The organism is Bacteroidia bacterium, assembly GCA_041391665.1.
Lineage (GTDB): Bacteria > Bacteroidota > Bacteroidia > J057 > J057 > JAGQVA01.
Window position 1 is genome coordinate 2,152,157 of sequence record JAWKNO010000001.1, and the last position, 18,295, is coordinate 2,170,451.

The following is an 18,295-nucleotide window of genomic DNA, read 5'->3' on the forward strand; positions in this document are numbered from 1 at the left end:
GATACTTAAAGATAGTGAAAATTTTGGGTTCACAAATTAAAGGTGAGGGATGAACCATCGTGCCATGGGGGGCCTTCATTTCCCAAAGACGCAAAGAAAGCGGGTGATAACCCCACTCAATCGTCGAATAATCACCTCGTTTTGCAGAACGACGGGCCTGCCTCGCAGAGAAAACAATCTAAACCCGTAATTTATCGTCAATTTTTATCGTCTCATCGCCGGTTCTGACAACCGCAACAGTTTATTTTTCATCTATGTATTAAATTGTGCTGCTAAATAATCCGAAAATATGAATCTGGTTATCTCCAATCTTACCCAAACCTATCCCAACGGTGTGCAGGCGCTGAAAGGGGTAAATCTGAATATTCCCACCGGTATGTATGGCCTTCTGGGACCCAATGGTGCCGGAAAATCGACCCTCATGCGGATTCTCGCTACCCTTCAGGAACCTGATGCCGGGGAAGTCTGGCTTGGCGATATCAATGTCCTGACCCAAAAAGATGAAGTGAGAAAGGTGTTGGGTTATCTGCCGCAGGAATTTGGTGTCTATCCCAAAGTGAGCGCAGAAGTACTGCTCGATCACCTTGCAGTGCTCAAAGGGGTAACTCAAAAAGGTGAAAGAAAAGATCTCGTCGAGCAACTTCTCCTCAAAACGAATCTCTACGACGACCGAAAGAAAAAACTCGGTGGCTACTCCGGCGGTATGCGCCAGCGTTTTGGCATTGCCCAGGCTTTGTTGTCCAATCCCCGCCTCATCATCGTCGATGAGCCCACCGCCGGCCTCGACCCCGCAGAGAGAAACCGCTTCCACAACCTGCTCAGCGAACTGGGCGAAAATGCTGTTGTCATTCTCTCCACCCATATCGTCGAAGATGTGACCAAACTCTGCACAGACATGGCCATTATCAATAAAGGCGAAATCCTGATGACCGGCCACCCTGCCGAAGCCGTAAAAAACCTTGCCGGAAAAATCTGGCGGGTGGTCATCGACCGCGAAGAACTCGAAGATTTCCGCAATAGCTATACTGTCATCTCCGATCAATTAATGCCTGCCGGAAAGATGCAGCTGGATGTATTTGCCGGAACAGATCCCGGTGAGAAATTCCGGGCGGTAGAACCCGACCTGGAACACGTGTATTTCTCCCACATATTTGGCGGTCAGCGCCAGGCTGTTTAGGTAATTCGTCTTCACATATTCAATCGCTACAACACTATGTTTACGGAAATACTTCGTTTCGAATTGTACTACAGGTCTCGAAGACCTGCTACCTATATATATTTTGGTCTCATGTTTTTGCTGGCATTTGGTGCTATTGCATGGGAAAACCTGACCGTCGGCGGCGGCACTGGACTCGTAAAGGAAAACGCACCTACCGTTCTGTCTATGGGAATGGTTATTCTGTGTGCAGTCCCCGGATTTTTTATCTGCTCTGCCATCATGGGGGTACCGGTACTCAGGGATTTTGACCACCTCACTTTCCCCATGATTTTTACCAGCCCCATCCGAAAAATCGATTATCTGGCAGGGCGTTTTGCCGGTTCTTTTCTGACTGTATTTTTTGTCTTTCTGGCGGTTCCGCTGGGGTATATGATCGGTTCTGTCATGCCGTGGCTGGATCAGGAAAAAATGCTCCCTTTTAACCTCTGGCATTTTATTCAGCCGTTTTTCTTGTTTGTTGTCCCCAATCTGCTGATTTCAGGTACTTTGTTTTTTATGGGCGGTGCTCTAAGCAAAAGGTTATTGTTTGTATTTGTGCAGGGCGTAGGGTTGCTGACTTTTTATATGGTGGGGGCGAATATCAGCCAGGAGCTGGACAACCGGGTAATGGCTGCCCTATTGGATCCCATTGGATTGAATCTCCTGAACGTGACTTCTCAGTATTGGACCGTGATGGAGCAAAATACACAGCTCTATTCCCTTACCGGACTGGTACTTTGGAACCGAATCCTCTGGCTGGCCGTAGCGGTTGTGACATTCGCCATTACATTCCGCTTTTTTAATTATAAGATTGCGGGTAAAGGAAAAAAGAAAACCTCAGAAACCCGCGATTCCCTGGAGTTATTGCCGGTAGCACGGAATATTTCTCTGGTAAACCCTACAATCACAGAAGGACTTTCTACCAATATGCAGCGAATTTTCAGTCTCTCCCGCCTGTATTTTGCGGAGATCGTCAATTCGATTCCTTTCATCGCGATTACGCTGATGGGAATTATCCTGCTGGTACTCAATGCGTTTGAGTTCAACTCGATGTATGGTACTGATGTGTACCCTACGACCTATTCGGTACTGGAACTGCTCAGTGAGTTTAATCTGTTTTTTGTGATTCTGATAGTCTTCTATACCGGCGAACTGATCTGGCGGGAGAGAGATATACGGATGAATCAGATTTACGATACCCTGCCTGTTCCCAATTTTGTAGGGCTGGCCGCCAAGTTCCTGGGTTTTATCTATGTGAATGTGGTGCTTCTGACCGTGTTGATGTTTACCGGTATCGCGATACAGGCGGCCAAAGGGTATTATAAGTTTGAGATACCTGTTTATCTCTCCGATTTGTACACAGATAAACTCGTGTTTATTATGTTGTTTACCCTGCTGGCGTTTTTTATACAGGTGGTCGCCAACCAGAAATATCTGGGACATGCGCTGATTATCCTGTTTTTTATGCTGGTATTTTTCGTTTTCCCGGAGATGGGGCTTGAGCATATCATGTTCAGGTTTGGTGCGATGGATCTTGGTACATTCTCTGATATGAACGCCTACGGGCATTTTGTTTCACCGTTTTCCTGGTTGTCGGTGTACTGGATAGGTTTTGCGCTGATCCTGTTTGCCCTGAGTGTGGTTTTTGCAATAAGGGGTACCGATGTGATTTTGAAAACCCGGGTAAAACTGGCAGGAATGCGCTTTTCCCGTCCGGTGATTGCGTTTACGCTTGCGGCATTGCTGACTTTCACAGTGTCGGGTTGTTATATATTTTACAATACCAACGTGCTCAATGAATATCACAATTCTGATGAGCGGGACAAGCAACTGGCTGATTATGAAAAAACACTCAAAAAATATCAGGACATTCCACAGCCTAAAATCGTAGAGACCGGGCTAAACGTGGATATTTTCCCTTATGACCGCGATTTTGATGTGAAAGGGTATTATATTCTGAAAAATAAAAACGACGTTTCTGTCAGTCATATTCATATCCAGCATTCACCGGAACCGGGGATGAACATTAAAGCGCTGACCTTCACCCGCGTGGACACGATGCCCGCAGTGAAAACCGTCATTTCGGAGAATTATCCTGATTACAAATATTTTGTCTATGAAATCACCCCGCCGCTTGCACCGGGGGACAGCCTCCGCATGGACTTCACCGGAGAGTTTCGCACCCAGGGTTTTGTGGAAGGCGGTTCCAATACCAGTATAGTATTTAACGGTACGTTTTTCAACAACAACTACTTCCCCGGAATTGGTTATGAACCTGGCGCGGAATTGGCGGATGACGACGACCGGAAAAAACATGACCTTCCCAAAAAGGAGCGCATGCGCGAGCGCAATGACCCCATCGGACAAAAGATCAATCTCGTCGGAGACGACGCCGATCATATTCGCTTTGAGATCACCATGAGTACTTCTGAAGACCAGATCGCCATTGCCCCGGGGTATTTGCAGAAGGAATGGCAGGAAGACGGTCGCAGGTATTTCCATTACAAAATGGACGCCCCGATGTTTAATTACTACTCCATGCTTTCTGCGCGGTATGAAGTGCAGCGGGAAGTGTACGAAGTTCCCAACGTGGGGCCTGTCAATCTGGAGATCTATTACAACAAAGGGCATGAGTACAACCTCGGGCGGATGATGGAGGGTATGAAACATTCGCTCACTTATTATTCTACACATTTTAGCCCTTATCAGTTTCGGCAGATGCGCATTCTGGAGTTTCCCCGCTATGGCACATTTGCGCAGTCCTACGCCAATACCGTTCCCTTCTCCGAAGGCATAGGATTTATCATGGACATAAAAGAAGACGATGTGGACATGGCCTATTATGTAACGGCCCACGAAATGGCGCACCAGTGGTGGGGACATCAGGTAACCGAAGCGCAGGTAAAAGGCAATGCCATGCTTTCAGAGACCATGTCGCAGTATTCGGCGCTGATGGTGATGAAGGAAAAATATCCGCCCGAAATGATGCAGAAGTTCCTCAAATACGAACTCGACCGCTATCTGCGCGGGCGAGCCGCCGAAACCAAAAAAGAAATGCCCCTCGAACTCGTAGAAGCCCAGGGATATATCCATTACCGCAAAGGTTCGCTGGTCATGTATGCCTTGCAGGATTATATTTCGGAGGACAGTGTAAATGCCGCGCTTCACCGCTATGTAAAGGATTGGGCCTGGCGGGAAGACCGTTATGTAACGTCCGATATTCTGCTCGACTATTTCAGACAGGTTACGCCCGACAGTCTTCAGTATATTATCACCGATTTGTTTGAGACGATTACGCTGTTTGAAAACCGCACCAAAACAGCGGCCTACGAAACCCTTTCCGACGGAAAATACAAGATTTCCCTTGACATCGAAACCATCAAATACCGCGCTGACAGCCTGGGTAACGAAACCGAAATTCCTGTCAACGATCTGATGGATATTGGTGTATTTGGAAAAACAGCTGCCGGAAAAGACACCCTCATTTACCTTCAAAAACACAGAATCAGAGGAAAGGAAAACCATTTTGAAATCGAAGTCGGAGCCAAACCCGTAAAAGCAGGTATTGATCCGATCAATAAGCTGATTGACCGGAACCCGGAGGATAATGTGAAAGAAGTTGAAAGTAAGGAAGCGATATAAACTGAAAAAAGATCAAAATTAACAGATATGATCAAAAACCTTGAAATTGCTCAGATCCTTCGCTGGACAGCGAGGGTCTGGGGCATCCTGAGCCTCGCCTTTCTACTCTTTATGATCGGCGGGCATATCTTCGGAGACGAACCGCAAAACTTCAACAACAACCGGGAGATCGTCAGCCTGATTTTTTTTCCGGGTGGGGTGCTTGCCGGTTTGCTGATTGGGTTTAGGTCGGAGAAATGGGGCGGGATAATCGCGGCGGTAAGCATGGCTGTGTTTTTTGTAATGGCTCCGAATGCCCTCAGTACCGCCTGGTTCTGGCTCATTGCTGCACCTGCTGTATGGTTTCTGGCTTACTGGTTTTTCTTTGGAAGGAAGATCGTTGTAAACAAATTCCCATCCTAAACTTCGGGGCCTGCATACTTCCTTAATTCCCCCAAATTGCTGAAATTGGGGGAGATTCATACTGCATGCACCGGTACGCTTTCCTATTTCTTGGATTATTATCAGGAACTCTCTTTCTCCGGGGGCAAACCATCACGCTGCCTGCCTTACATTACGCAGCGGAGGATGGATTACCTGACTCAAAAGTTCGTTGTCTGTTGCAGGACAGCCGCGGGTTTTTGTGGATAGGTACGGAAAATGGGCTTAGTTGCTTTGACGGGCGGATGTTTAATAACTACTTTTCCGGAGAAGGTACGGATCCTATATCCGGCAATTATATCACTGCGATTACAGAAGACCGTACCGGGATCTTATGGATTGCGACACTCGATGGCGGGCTTACACGACTGGATATGGGTCAGCCTGAGGGAGATAGGTCTCGAATATTTTATTTCCTCCCCGACGATAGTACTTCCCTGCCTGTCAACCGGCTGCGCTGTCTGATAGATTTTGATGATGATTATTTGCTGCTTAGTGGAGAGCAGGCACCGGTAGTTTTTGTAAATAAAAAAACTTTTCAGTTTCTCTCATGGAAAGGCGAACTCCCGCTCCATCCGTCCAATGCCATCACCAGTCATGATCTGGGGAAGGGCTGGCTTCACTTCCTAAAGAAAATTGCACCGGGTGAAATTCTGATGTCATTTCTCAACAACCGCCGCGTTCTGGCAATCGATACACACACGGGGCAGCAGGTTCAGGGTTTTAATCAACCTGACTATTTCGCGGGAGACCAAACGTATGTCTGCATGGCATGGGATGAAAAATACGCTTATGCCGGCGGCTGGCAAAATGGGATCACGTATTGGGAACGAGCGGGAGATGGCTTTACAGAAAAAATTCAAGTCCCCGACGAGGTTGAAACCTTGCTGATGTTTTCTCCGGGCAGACTCCTTGCCGGGGGCCATAACAAAGGACTGTTTGAGATAAATACAACAACCCGAAGTATTCAAAAAATAGATCTTTTCCTTAAAAAGGGTAAGCCATTGAATCCTGAGAGGATTATGGCAATGATCATGGATAAAGACAGCAGCATCTGGCTGGGAACCAATGCCGGACTTATTCGCCTGTCTCCTGGCAAAAAAAACAGCCAGACCGGTCTTCTGCTCCCTTCTGAAGACAGTAAGCTGATATTTGGAACCGGAATCTCCCCGGAGGGAAGGCCTATGATCTTTTCGTCAAAAGGAATCTACGAACAGCAAGTTGAAAAAGGCGATTTTACCCTTCTTTCCTTCACATGGAAAAACCAGCCGCTTCAGGTTACCGGACTTGTAAAAACTTCCTCTTTCGGATGGGTAATGGGCACGGAAAACGGGTTGTTTTTTTATGACCCGGCAAACCGAAAAATTCGCCCTTTTCCTCCGCTTATGCAGGTTGAGGGTTATACACTGGTTTTTGATTTCTTTCAGATAAGAAATCTCTATGAAGATACGATTGCTGAAGAGCCGGTGATTGTCGCCGGTGTGCTGGGGTATGGGGTAATCGTCATCAACCTCGCAAAAAAGACGATCACGCTGTTGATCGACCAAAAGGATTGCAATACCTGCATCAAAATCAATCTTGTCCGAAAAGTTTTAAAAACGCCAGACGGGAATTATTGGGTTGCGACTTCACGCGGGTTGTACTACTGGGAGTTTGATCATAGAAGCGTTGGAGGCCTATTTGTACCTTACTACCATTTGCCTGAAAATCCGCACTCTCTGTCATCTGATGATATCCTGGATATTGCGCTTGACGAAGAAAATACGCTTTGGGTAGCTACCCGCAATGGGCTTAATTCCATCGCGGGAACAGACATCCGGCGATATAAATTTCCAGTTTCACGCGGTAATGTTATACTCTCCGTCGTGCCCGCCGGCGGGCGAAATGTGCTGGTATCCTCTACCGCAGGAATGGGCCTTTTTGATCAAAAAACCCAGAACTTCTCTTATATATCCGAAAGCAATGCTTCGGGTGCAGATGCCCCATGGATGGCAGGTCGGGCCATAAGCAATCAGTCCGTACTCGTCGCAGGGCAAAATCACTGGGAAATAGTGCGGGTGGAAAATTTGCGCATATTGCCCGAACCCCCCATCCCGTATCTGGTTGGGTTTTCTGTGAATAATCGCCCCCAAATGGGCGCTGAAGAATATACGCTGGGTTACCGGGATTATTTTTCTGCCAGAATCAGCGCACTGAGCCTGAACCATTCTTCTGATTTTGATCTTGAATACAGGTTTGGCGCTATAGATCAGGTCTGGCAGGCATTGCCTGCCGAAGGAAGTATTCTGATGTCGAACCTTCGCCCCGGAAAACACAATCTGGAAGTGCGTGTGGTCGCAAAAAATGGCGAAATTTTTCATGAGACTTCGATACTGCAATTGCGGGTGCGTCCGCCATTCTGGCTTTCCTGGCCATTCATTCTGAGTATGGTCGTGCTATTTACAGGTAGCGTATTTTCCTTATACCGGTATCGCCTGTTTCAGCATCAAAAACGCCTTGCCATCCGCATGGACATTGCCAGCGACCTTCACGATGAGGTGGGTTCTGCACTGGGAAGTATTTCGATGGGCAGTGAACTCGCCGGGAAATTTCTGGAATCAGATATCGACAAATCAAAGCAGGTTCTGGAAAATATTCGTTCGATAACCGGAAAAACCCTGCAAAATATGGCCGACATTATTTGGGCCATTAACCCCAAACACGATCAGGGCGAAAAAATCACTGCCAAGATGCGGCAGGTAGGAAATGATCTCCTGGGTTCAGGGGGAATTGCCGTCACCTATACTTTTGGCCCGGAAATAGAGCCTCTGCGCCTGTCCATGCATGCGCGAAAAAATATTATGCTCATCTACAAAGAGGTATTGCACAATATCACCAAACACGCATCGGCTAATTCGGTCGCAATTGATTTTTTAATCTACCGGAAACACCTGATCCTCAAAATCAAAGATGATGGCAAGGGGTTTATTCCCGGTTCATATCCTGGCAATGGCCTCGGCAATATGCAGCGAAGGGCTGAACTTTTAGGCGGGAAGCTCGATTTGCATACGGAACCGGGAGAAGGTGTGGAGGTGATTTTAAAAGCCAATCTCCTCAAAATACGCGAGTAAAACTCCTGATTTCTTCATATTGAAAATCTTAAAATGTTGTAAATTTGCCCAAAACAACTCTATGCCAAGACTCTCTTTCTCTCTCCTCGCTGCGTTTATTTTGATTCTTCTGAATTTTTCCTGCCAATCTTCTTCCAACTCCGGAGAAACGGAATCTTCGGAAAAAAATGAGCTAATGGCTGAAGCCGCTGAAGAAACCAACGAAATGGACGGACAGCCAGAAATGACGCTTTTTGCTATCAGGGTGGATAAACTTCGCATGCGCAAAGAAGCCGGGCAAAAGGGCGAACTGGTTACCTATATGGACGAAGGGGAATTTGTTACAGGTATGGGAGAAGTCAGCGATTTTGTCGATACGCTGGAGTTGAGGGGAATGTATTATCGTGAACCTTATTATAAGGTAGTGTCTTCACGTCCTGCACAGGAAACCGGCTATATTTTTGGTGGTGGGCTTCAGCCCGTATATATCGGCCCGGCAGAAGGGGCGCCTGATCTCGCAAAACTTGCCGCCTTGACCGCTTTTCTCAAATCACTTCCCGCTTCAGAACTTACCTCCGGTTCGCAGGCCTGGGAGTATCTCCGCAAAAACTTTCCCAATGAAACGCCCGTTGTGAGCGATGCCGCTTTTATATTATTTCGCAACTTTATGGAGAAAATGGAGATGGAAGGCATGTTTTACAATCTGGTAGAACAGGTGGAATGGCAGGAATCAGATTACAATCAGATCTACGCGGGGAAATTTAATATGGCTAAAAATCCGATCACGGCTTCTCTGGCCAGGAATGGTTTTGCGCTCGGAATAGCTGAAGGTTCTGTATTTCCGGTTGCTGACAAAAAAGCACAGGCTGATTTTTTTAAAAATCGCGTAACCTCTCCCATGAAACAATATATTGAGTTGGATTTCGCTGATTTTGAGCGTCCGGCTATGGATGACGGTGGGATTACGGTGCCGCTTGAAGACTTTGCAGAACGGGCTATTGCCTGGGAAAAATTTGAAACCGCGAATCCCCGGTTTTTACTCAGCGGAATTGTGCATGAACATGCCAAATGGATGGGATTGACTGTGCTCGGAGGTGTTGACAATACGCCTGTTGCAAACTATGAGACTGAAGAGATTTCCGAAGAATTTGAAAAAGTGTGGAATTCCATCCTTGCAAAATACCCGGAAACCCGCCTCGCCGGCCATATCAGAGATTTACAGGGCATTGTGAAAAAGTCGGGTGATAAATATACCTCCGAAGCAAGAGTCTATGTAGATCGGCTGTGGGAGCAGGAGTAGCGGTTTTGCAGCACCAACCATAAAAATTAGCCTTAATTCCTATGGTCAACCATAAAAATTCGCGCGAATTTTTATGGTTGGTGAAATTTTATGTATCTTTCAGAAGAAAGATTAGCATATGATTTCCCGCTTACTGAAAAAAAATATAACCACCCGATTGGCGCAATCCGATAAAGTTTTGATACTGTATGGCGCCAGACAGGTGGGGAAAACCACACTGATTCGTGAAATACTAACGGAATACGATGGGCGTGTATTAGAAATAAATGCAGACCGCCAGCCCTACGCTGAGGTACTTTCCAGCCGGGATTTTGACAAACTTAATGGATTGGTCAGTGGGTACGATTTGTTATTTATTGATGAAGCCCAAAGAATTCCGGATATTGGTATTAACCTGAAAATCTTATATGACAGCCTTCCCGGCTTAAAGATCATTGTTACGGGTTCTTCATCTCTTGATCTTGCCAATCGGGTTCAGGAGCCGCTAACTGGTCGCACATGGACGTATCGTTTGTACCCGATTTCAGTAGGAGAGTGGAAGGAATATTCTGGTGAAAATGATTTTGAAATCAGCCAGAAACTGGAGACATGGATGCGTTTTGGCTTATATCCTGAAACCCTTTCATTTGAAAATCACGATGATAAGCGGGCCTATTTGCAGGAGCTGACCAGCGCATATCTTTATAAGGATATTCTGGCGTTGACAAACATACAGTATCCTGAAAAACTGAGACAACTCCTTAAGCTACTTGCCTTTCAGGTTGGCAGTTTGGTTTCCATTCATGAGATAGCAACTACACTTCAGATCAATCGTGATACGGTTATTCATTATATCGACTTGCTGGAAAAATCATTTGTAATATTTCGTTTAGGTGGTTTTAGCAGAAATCTTCGAAAGGAAATAGTAAAAATGGACAAGATCTATTTTTACGATATGGGAGTGAGAAATGCATTGATAGAAAATTTTTCAGAACTCTCTCTGAGAAATGATATCGGTGCACTTTGGGAAAACTTTTTGCTGGCAGAAAGGCGCAAAAAAATGGAGTATCAGCGAATATATGCCAATACTTATTTCTGGCGTACATATTCCGGCGCGGAAGTTGATTACGTGGAAGAACGTGACGGTCAGCTTATGGGTTATGAGTTTAAATGGAAAACCGGCAAAACCAAAGCTCCCGCCACCTGGCTTGAAACGTACGAAAATGCATCCTGGCAATTAGTGAATCGCGATAATTTCACAGAATTTTTGGGATAACCGCCTAAATCAACCCCACATCCGTAATCACTTCCAGCAGTGCCGGGCCGTCGTGTGCCATGATTTTTTTCATAGCCTCCCGCAGATTTTCGCCTGTTGTTACTCTGATTCCCGGCGCGCCGCAGCTTGTGGCATATTATGCGAAGTTGGGATTTACGAGATCTGTAGCCCAAACTTCAAATTCTCCTGCCCGTTGCTCTTTAGATATTTTTCCTAACTCGCTATTGTTGAGGATAATGGTTTTGATCGGCATGTGGTACTTTACTGCTGTGGTGATTTCTGCCAGATATTGACAAAATCCGCCGTCACCTGCAACTTCAATGACAGGCCTCGTATCAACTACCGCCGCCCATGCACCCATCGCTGCCTGAAAAGCAAAACCAATAGAACCGAGATAACCCGACATAAGGAAGGTATGATTTTTACTTTCAAGGTACCGGCCAAATGAATAGGCGTTGTTGCCGACGTCCACACACATGATGGCGTTCTCCGGAGCGATTTCGTTCATCGCATCAAAAACCGCAATCAGCACTAATGATTCACGATAAATTTTCGGGTTGTTTGTATGTTATCGAATAAAATCTGGACGAAATAAATTCCCACGGAAAAATCGCTGGTTGGAATTTGATATTCATATAAGGGGATATGAGGATATGTATGGAAAACTTCCTTTCCCTTCATATCACGGACACTGAATTCCCTCATGATTTCTGTACTTTTAATGGTTATCGCTCTATCTGAAGGATTGGGAAAAACTTCAATATTGGCGGTAAATGGCTGCTCATCGATTGCGGTTAATGGTTGTGTATATTCGGCTAAAAAGATATCATAAAATGTACTATTCGAAGAAACCGTAACCGTTCCGGGGCCGGGATCCACATCACAGACGCCGCCATAAAAAGCAGAGAGATAAAAACTTCCATTTGGGTTTACTACCATGGAATTGCAAAATGCGGAAGTGCCGCCGCCGAGCATTCCCGCCCAGACATAATTCCCGCCTATATCGTATTTGGCTACAAATCCATAAATACCAGTACCGGCAGTTAAAACAGCTGTACCTGCACCGGGATCAAAATCGGAAGCGCCTGTAAATACGCCAAATATATAGATAGCGGATTGGTCGTCAACCTCAATTCCCCGGGGAGAATCGAGACCCGTGCCACCTGATGCATTTGCCCAGATGAAGTCCCCGTTGTCGCTGTATTTGGCAATAAAAAAATCCTGACTACCCAGTGAAGTAAAACTGCTGGTTCCTGCACCTGCGTCAAAATCAGCGGTTCCAAGGAATACGCCACAAACCACCAGATGCCCATTTCCATCTTGTCTAAGACCTGAAGGCCGATCGAGATCAGTTCCGCCAAATCCTTTTGCCCAGACCAGATTTCCTGCTGTATCCAGTTTTGCCAGATAAGCATCAGTACTACCGGCGGCGTTCAGGCTGAGCGTACCACTCCCCGGATCAAAATCAGCATTTCCACTGAATGTACCTGTGATATACAAAGAATTGCTTTGATCAGAAATGATTTCTACTGCTTTTTCTTCCCCAGTTCCCCCGATACCTGCAGACCAGATAAAATTTCCGGAAGAATCATACTTTGCAACAAAAACATCGCCCAAACCCACAGGCGTGAGATTGTCTGTGGTAATGTTTGCATCAAAATCAGCCAGTCCAGTAAATGTCCCGTGCAGGTAAATATTTTCGGATTCATCTAGATCTATAAATGATTCTGCCTGAAATGCACTACCTGTAATTTTTCTTACCCAAACGAAGTTGCCATCGGCGTCATACCGGGCGAGGTAAAGGTTTTGTGTGCCGGTGGCGGAGAGTTCTGCAGTACCCGGTCCCGGATCAAAATCGGCAGTGAATTCAAAATAACCGGAAACATAAAGTCCGCCGGATTTATCTACTTCGATGGAATGTACGACATCAATACCGGTTCCGCCAAAGCTGAAAGCATGGATGAAGTTTCCCTGTGGATCGTATTTTACAATAAATGCGTCGGCAACTGTACTATGTGAGATAAGGTTATTTGTATTTACTCCGGGGTCAAAATCTACGGTATCCTGAAATTGCCCGGCCATGTAGATATTGCCCGCCTGATCTGTCGCGATTTCTGCAACGATTTCATCAGCTTTTCCACCGTAAGTGTGGACCCATTGGAGATTTTGTGTGTATCCTGTGAAAACGGAAAAAAGGATTGTTGAAAATAGTAGAATTTTTTTCATCATGACTGGCTATTGGTGAATGACTATTTTTTGTGTGAACACTTTGTCCTCCGTTTTCACCTGAACAAAATAAATTCCGCTTTCGGAGAGTTCGGCTTCGATTTGAGTTTGTCCCCGAATATATTTTGTTTGAACAACCTGCCCAAGAGAATTCAGGATAACCATTTCCCTGCTTCCTTTTGGCGGGTGAATGAAAAATCGCCCGTTAGCAGGATTCGGATACATTTCAAAGGCAGGAATGGCGAAGTCCTCAATAGCAGTCACGCCGCCATTCCATTTCGCTACGTACTGATTGCCATTGCTGTTGGTGAAACTCCCCCCCGCGTAAAGATTTCCGGATGCGTCAGAGGTCAGCGTCGAGATTTCATTATTTGCATTTAGTGCGGCATTTCCTGCACCCAGTTCTGTCCAGTTTGTACCGGTCCATTTGGCTACATAAGCATGGAGGGTATTATTTTTAAATGCTCCGGCAGCATATATATTTCCTGAAGGGTCACTGGCAATGGTGAGGATCGTACTGCTTTGAAAACCAGCGTTTAATGCGTTGGCACCGGTACCGAGCGCGCTCCAGTTTGTGCCGTTCCATCTGGCCACATACCAGATTTGATTGGCATCCCTGAAGTCTCCGGCAGCGTATACATTTCCTGCAGGATCGGAGGTTATGCTGTAAATGAGATTGTCAGCGTTGAGCGCATTACTGCCTGTACCCAGTTGACTCCATGTCGTACCATTCCATTTTACTACCTGGGTTTTGCCGCCTCCCTGAAATCCGCCTGCGTAGATGTTCCCATTTTTGTCAGAATGGACAACTGTCGGAAAGCCGTCGGCGTTGAGTTCATTTCCCCCGGCACCCAGTTCTGCCCAAGAGGTGCCGTTCCATTTTGCGATATAGGGTTTGGGGGAAGTGCCTGCAAACCCCACCGTAGCGTAAATATTTCCCGAAGGATCGGCAGCGATTGAGTAGATGCCAACATTGGAGACCAGTACATTATTGCCGGGGCCAAGTTCTGCCCAGGTTGAGCCATTCCATTTGGCGACATAGTTATTTCCCTGAGCATTGGTGAATGCTCCGGCGGCATAGACGTTGCCTGCTGTGTCACAGGCTAAAGAAAGTATATAGGAACTAGGGTTCAGGGCGTTGGCACCGGTACCCAGCTCTGACCAGGAAGAGCCGTTCCATTTGGCCACATATTTTTTTCCCGAACCGTTGGTGAATAGTCCGGCAGCATAGACATTTCCGGACTTATCCGCACAGATGGCGCCAATCCCACTGTTTGCGGCCAGGCTATTTGCGCCACTGCCCATTTCACTCCAGGTTTGAGCAAAAAGAGACATTGGGATCAGGAAAGTGAGGCAGATCGTTATGTAAATTTTCATTCTGGTAGGGTAGAATCAAGTGAAAAAAAGATATAGGAAAGCCTTTCGGGTTGTTGGCCCGGCCGGATATTCAAACAATAAGTGTATAGTTAATCAACCCGCTATCTATTCTTCCCAGCGGAAGACATCCTCTACGGCCATTTCAAATCCGTCGATGACGTTGGATCGAAGCAAATATTGGTTGAAACCATCCAGTGAATGCCATAGACAGGTGGATGATTAATAACTTCGCCCAAAATAAATTCGGCCTTACGGTTTTCGTCTACCTCTGCCCAGAAGGTATGGCGGAGGGTTTGTTCCGCCTCCCATTCTGCCTGCAGGGCCTCCAGTAGCTGGGGCATTTCAGGCGAAGCCATTATGGTTTTGATAATGTCCCTGGTCATAAGGTAAATATACGATTTTTTTACAAAAACAGGTATCCGGCCATTCCCGAATATTCGGGATTGAAGCAGGAAAATAACAGGCATAACTTAACGCATTATTTTTCTCATTGATTTTTCTATACTTTGAAAATGGACGTAATGAAGACTTATATCCTGCTTATTGTTGCCCTCATAGCCATTGCGGGCTGTGCCCAAACGAATTCTTCCAATACCTATGCTGAAAATGATAGCCCCAACATACCTGCCGATATGAATACTTCTGATTTCTCCCGCCAATCTTCAGGCAATGGCAACGGCGGTCAGTTGACCATCCGTCAGGGCCAGTTTTTTACTTATGCAGTACCGCCCGGGTGGCGAGTCTCCGAAGACGGCCAGTTTGCCGTAGTGCTTGTCGCTCCCGACAATGCGGCTGTGACCATTATGGTAGGAAATTCCGGCATGCCGGTCAACTATCCGCCCGGACAATACCTGTATGAAAAGCTGATAGCAGGCGGTTATACCAATCTTCAACTCAGCCAGCCGCGCCAGGGTACGCCTGTGACGGGTTGTCAGTATGCTTATACATTTGATTATACCTATAGTGTAAATGGCGTCCCTTGTCGCGGACAGGCTACTTGCAGCGTGGCGCCTTCCTACGATGCTGCTACCATGGTGGTAACCTGTGCAGCTTCTCAGGCCAGTCAATGGCAATCTTATGCCTCATGGTTGCCTCAGGTCGCGGCACAGTTCTCTGCCAACAACGGAGCAGCCTTCGGTATGCGGGGGATTATGCAGCAAAACCTGCAAAACTCCACCGCCTACGGCGAAGCTGCAAGACAGTACCGCGAATGGTCTCAGCAAAACTGGCAACAAGTCACGGATCAGCGCAATCAGTCTCAAGACCGCAACAATCAGCAGTTTCGCGAGAATCTAGGCGCTGTACAATCCTACACCAACCCTTATGATTCACGTTCTGTCGAACTTCCCACCACCCATAGCTACTATTGGGTAAACCGTCAGGGAACTACCTGGGGTACTAATGACCCCGGAGAAAATCCTAATGTCGGCTCTACCCAGGAATGGATGCGGATGCAAAAACAGTAGATGAAGGGGATTTTGGCAAGTGTTAAAACAACGCTGGGAAATGTTATCGCGTTTGATGAATACAGCATAAGTACCTGTCGTAACCAAAGTTTACCTTCCTATGAAAACAATTCTTCTGATAATCTCTTCCCTGTTTACCCTTCTTTTTTGTAGCTGCAAAGAAGAAGTTCCCGTCACAGGAGATGGATTTACCTATACCCCGACAACTGCGCTTAGAGATAAAGCGTCATTCCCTTTTGGCGTGGCAATTCAGGCCGGCAGAATTTCCAACCCTGCTTATGGAAGTCTTGTTTCTAAAGAATTCAGTAGCCTGACGGCGGAATATGAAATGAAACAGAATATCACCGCTACCGGCCCCGCAACTTACAATTGGACGCCAACAGATCAGATCGTCAATTTTGCTCAGGCCAATAACCAGCGTGTACATGGTCATGCTCTCTTATGGCACAGTGCAGTCCCCGACTGGATTACCAATTTTTCAGGTAGTTCGGCTGAGTTTGATACGGTGATGAAAAATTATATTCATGCAGTTGTGGGGCGATACAAAGGTAAAGTCGCCAGCTGGGATGTCGTCAATGAAGCCTTTGAGGATCAGAGCGGAAATCTCCGCAATACGGTTTTCCGGACAAAAATGGGGGATGATTATATAGCTCGTTGTTTCCAGTACGCGAGAGAAGCTGATCCGGATGTATGGTTGTTTTACAATGATTACGGAACTATTTATGACAACAAAAAACTCGACGCCATGCTGGCAATGATCGATGATTTTCAGACCCGGGGAATTCCGATTGATGGGGTAGGGTTTCAGATGCATATTTCTTACAACTGGCCCTCTCTTTCGCAGATTCAGAATGCCGTAGACAAGGTGAAAAGCAGAGGGTTGAAAATCCATTTCTCCGAACTCGACATCCGCGCCAATCCTGACGGAGACCTTACCCAACTGACTACAGACAGGGCCACCGACTTACAGAAGCGGTACAAAGATATTGTTACCCTGTACAAAGGCATTCCCGAAGCGCAGCAGTTTGGCATTACGGTTTGGGGCCTGAAAGACAATGAAAGCTGGCTGATCAATTTTTGGGGAAATCCTGAGTGGCCCCTACTTTTTGATGCTGAAAGTAAGTATAAACTTGCGCATAAAGGCGTAATTGAGGCACTATAAACCCATCTCTCAGTATAAATTTATACCAATGAAGCGATTTTACATTCTGTTATTTTTCATTAGCTGTTTTTCTGTTTCTAATGCACAGTTAACTGTAACCGGCTTTACCAATTACAGCCTTCACGGCTTTAATGTTTTGGTCAATGACCAGGCCATCAGTCAGCATGCTACTGCAACCCAGGGTGCCGTAGATTACCTCGATACCCTGCTGTTGCAGATTACAGAGATCGGGCTGGCGCAGGATATTATGGATTCTTTGCTAAAGGTGCCAATATTCATGGAATGGGCACTGACCACCGGCTCTGCCTGGTACCATCCCGATGTCAACTGGCTGATACAGAATGGTTACAACCCCGCTAAAGCCAAGGCAGTGGAAATCGCCAATATCACCAACTTTGTCAACTGGTCAAAGCAAAACCAGCCGCTCATGATTATGCACGAACTGTCTCACGCCTATCACGACCGGGTATTGGGTTTTTCGTACAGTCCGATTCTCAATGCATACAACGCAGCCATGAATGCCGGAATTTACAATTCGGTTCCTTATAATCCCGGCAACGGCAATGCCCCATTTAACCAGCCCGCTTATGCCAAAACCAATGAACGCGAATACTTTGCAGAGATTACCGAGGCTTATCTGGGCGAAAATGATTATTTCCCTTTTGACAGCACCGATCTGAAAACCCACGATGCTTTGGGTTATGCAGTCGTAAAGGATGTCTGGCGGTTTAATGCGTCAACGGCGATAGAGAAAAATCTTCGTGGAGAAAATCTGCAGATTTACCCCAATCCATCCCAGGGGTATATTCATTTTGAACTTCCGGCTTCTGTGATTCCTGATCAAATCAATATCTTCAATATGACTGGGGCATCTGTATTTAGTGGTAAGCAGACAGACTCCCGGTTGGATGTCAGTGCGCTGTCCTCCGGAACGTATTTTCTCTACGTGTCTGACAAATACGGCGAAACCTACAGGGGAAGGTTTGTCAAAGAATAGTACTTATAAAAAAATCAGCCAAACCAGCCCTTCATTCAGCAGGGCGATGGTAAGTATGACACCGCCAAAAGAGCCAGATCATCGTTGACCTGTCTGCGAATAGAAAATCATATGGTTACTCCCGAATACTCGTAATTGAACAGCCTTCCTCTAATGCCGAACT

General features: G+C 46.3%; 12 protein-coding genes and 1 pseudogene. 9 read left to right on the forward strand and 4 right to left on the reverse strand.

Translation table 11 applies throughout. The features are described from left to right. The first annotated feature begins 289 nt into the window (after nt 1-289). The 6 genes from R3D00_09005 (at nt 290) to R3D00_09030 (ending at nt 10,904) form a co-directional block, all read left to right on the forward strand. Nucleotides 290-1,177: an ABC transporter ATP-binding protein gene (locus R3D00_09005; GenBank protein ID MEZ4773309.1), complete on the forward strand. Its 888-nt coding sequence runs from the start codon at nt 290-292 to the stop codon at nt 1,175-1,177. A 36-nt stretch (nt 1,178-1,213) separates the two neighbouring features. Further along, on the forward strand, nt 1,214-4,840 hold the full coding sequence (locus R3D00_09010; GenBank protein ID MEZ4773310.1) for a M1 family aminopeptidase: 3,627 nt from the start codon (nt 1,214-1,216) through the stop codon (nt 4,838-4,840). A 27-nt stretch (nt 4,841-4,867) separates the two neighbouring features. Further along, on the forward strand, nt 4,868-5,242 hold the full coding sequence (locus tag R3D00_09015; GenBank protein MEZ4773311.1) for a hypothetical protein: 375 nt from the start codon (nt 4,868-4,870) through the stop codon (nt 5,240-5,242). 65 nt (nt 5,243-5,307) lie between these two features. Then, nucleotides 5,308-8,370, forward strand: coding sequence for a two-component regulator propeller domain-containing protein (locus R3D00_09020; GenBank protein ID MEZ4773312.1), 3,063 nt, complete (start codon nt 5,308-5,310; stop codon nt 8,368-8,370). Between the two features lie 61 nt (nt 8,371-8,431). Then, nucleotides 8,432-9,649 carry a hypothetical protein gene (locus R3D00_09025; protein ID MEZ4773313.1) on the forward strand — a complete coding sequence of 406 codons (1,218 nt, stop codon included), beginning with the start codon at nt 8,432-8,434 and terminating at the stop codon, nt 9,647-9,649. 118 nt (nt 9,650-9,767) lie between these two features. After that, entirely contained in the window at nt 9,768-10,904 is a 1,137-nt protein-coding gene (locus R3D00_09030; GenBank protein MEZ4773314.1) for an ATP-binding protein, read from the forward strand. Nucleotides 10,905-10,908: 4 nt separating this feature from the next. Here R3D00_09030 and R3D00_09035 read toward each other — a convergent pair. The 4 genes and pseudogenes from R3D00_09035 to R3D00_09050 form a co-directional block, all read right to left on the reverse strand. After that, nucleotides 10,909-11,427, reverse strand: a pseudogene (locus R3D00_09035) (thiamine pyrophosphate-dependent enzyme). Between the two features lie 8 nt (nt 11,428-11,435). Then, the gene (locus R3D00_09040) at nt 11,436-13,133 is read right to left on the reverse strand and encodes a T9SS type A sorting domain-containing protein (protein MEZ4773315.1); all 1,698 of its coding nucleotides are present in this window, start codon (nt 13,131-13,133) and stop codon (nt 11,436-11,438) included. 6 nt (nt 13,134-13,139) lie between these two features. Continuing rightward, a complete protein-coding gene (locus R3D00_09045; GenBank protein MEZ4773316.1) occupies nt 13,140-14,507 on the reverse strand; it encodes a T9SS type A sorting domain-containing protein in 1,368 nt (455 codons plus the stop codon). Nucleotides 14,508-14,638: 131 nt separating this feature from the next. Then, nucleotides 14,639-14,890 carry a hypothetical protein gene (locus tag R3D00_09050; protein ID MEZ4773317.1) on the reverse strand — a complete coding sequence of 84 codons (252 nt, stop codon included), beginning with the start codon at nt 14,888-14,890 and terminating at the stop codon, nt 14,639-14,641. A gap of 138 nt (nt 14,891-15,028) precedes the next feature. On the opposite strand from R3D00_09050, the gene R3D00_09055 reads away from it, so the two are divergent. From R3D00_09055 to R3D00_09065, 3 genes are all read left to right on the forward strand, one after another. Beyond that, nucleotides 15,029-15,973 carry a hypothetical protein gene (locus tag R3D00_09055; GenBank protein MEZ4773318.1) on the forward strand — a complete coding sequence of 315 codons (945 nt, stop codon included), beginning with the start codon at nt 15,029-15,031 and terminating at the stop codon, nt 15,971-15,973. Between the two features lie 100 nt (nt 15,974-16,073). Next, nucleotides 16,074-17,135, forward strand: coding sequence for an endo-1,4-beta-xylanase (locus R3D00_09060; GenBank protein ID MEZ4773319.1), 1,062 nt, complete (start codon nt 16,074-16,076; stop codon nt 17,133-17,135). A gap of 28 nt (nt 17,136-17,163) precedes the next feature. Further along, nucleotides 17,164-18,132, forward strand: coding sequence for a T9SS type A sorting domain-containing protein (locus tag R3D00_09065; protein MEZ4773320.1), 969 nt, complete (start codon nt 17,164-17,166; stop codon nt 18,130-18,132). Nucleotides 18,133-18,295: the final 163 nt, after the last annotated feature.

What these genes read in the sequence shown, in the direction of transcription:
- R3D00_09025 (MEZ4773313.1), top strand. Translation starts at nt 8,432, where the DNA reads ATGCCAAGACTCTCTTTCTCTCTCCTCGCTGCGTTTATTTTGATTCTT.
- R3D00_09055 (MEZ4773318.1), top strand. Translation starts at nt 15,029, where the DNA reads ATGAAGACTTATATCCTGCTTATTGTTGCCCTCATAGCCATTGCGGGC.
- R3D00_09040 (MEZ4773315.1), bottom strand. Translation starts at nt 13,133, where the DNA reads ATGATGAAAAAAATTCTACTATTTTCAACAATCCTTTTTTCCGTTTTC.
- R3D00_09050 (MEZ4773317.1), bottom strand. Translation starts at nt 14,890, where the DNA reads ATGACCAGGGACATTATCAAAACCATAATGGCTTCGCCTGAAATGCCC.
- R3D00_09020 (MEZ4773312.1), top strand. Translation starts at nt 5,308, where the DNA reads ATGCACCGGTACGCTTTCCTATTTCTTGGATTATTATCAGGAACTCTC.
- R3D00_09045 (MEZ4773316.1), bottom strand. Translation starts at nt 14,507, where the DNA reads ATGAAAATTTACATAACGATCTGCCTCACTTTCCTGATCCCAATGTCT.
- R3D00_09015 (MEZ4773311.1), top strand. Translation starts at nt 4,868, where the DNA reads ATGATCAAAAACCTTGAAATTGCTCAGATCCTTCGCTGGACAGCGAGG.
- R3D00_09005 (MEZ4773309.1), top strand. Translation starts at nt 290, where the DNA reads ATGAATCTGGTTATCTCCAATCTTACCCAAACCTATCCCAACGGTGTG.
- R3D00_09010 (MEZ4773310.1), top strand. Translation starts at nt 1,214, where the DNA reads ATGTTTACGGAAATACTTCGTTTCGAATTGTACTACAGGTCTCGAAGA.
- R3D00_09030 (MEZ4773314.1), top strand. Translation starts at nt 9,768, where the DNA reads ATGATTTCCCGCTTACTGAAAAAAAATATAACCACCCGATTGGCGCAA.
- R3D00_09065 (MEZ4773320.1), top strand. Translation starts at nt 17,164, where the DNA reads ATGAAGCGATTTTACATTCTGTTATTTTTCATTAGCTGTTTTTCTGTT.
- R3D00_09060 (MEZ4773319.1), top strand. Translation starts at nt 16,074, where the DNA reads ATGAAAACAATTCTTCTGATAATCTCTTCCCTGTTTACCCTTCTTTTT.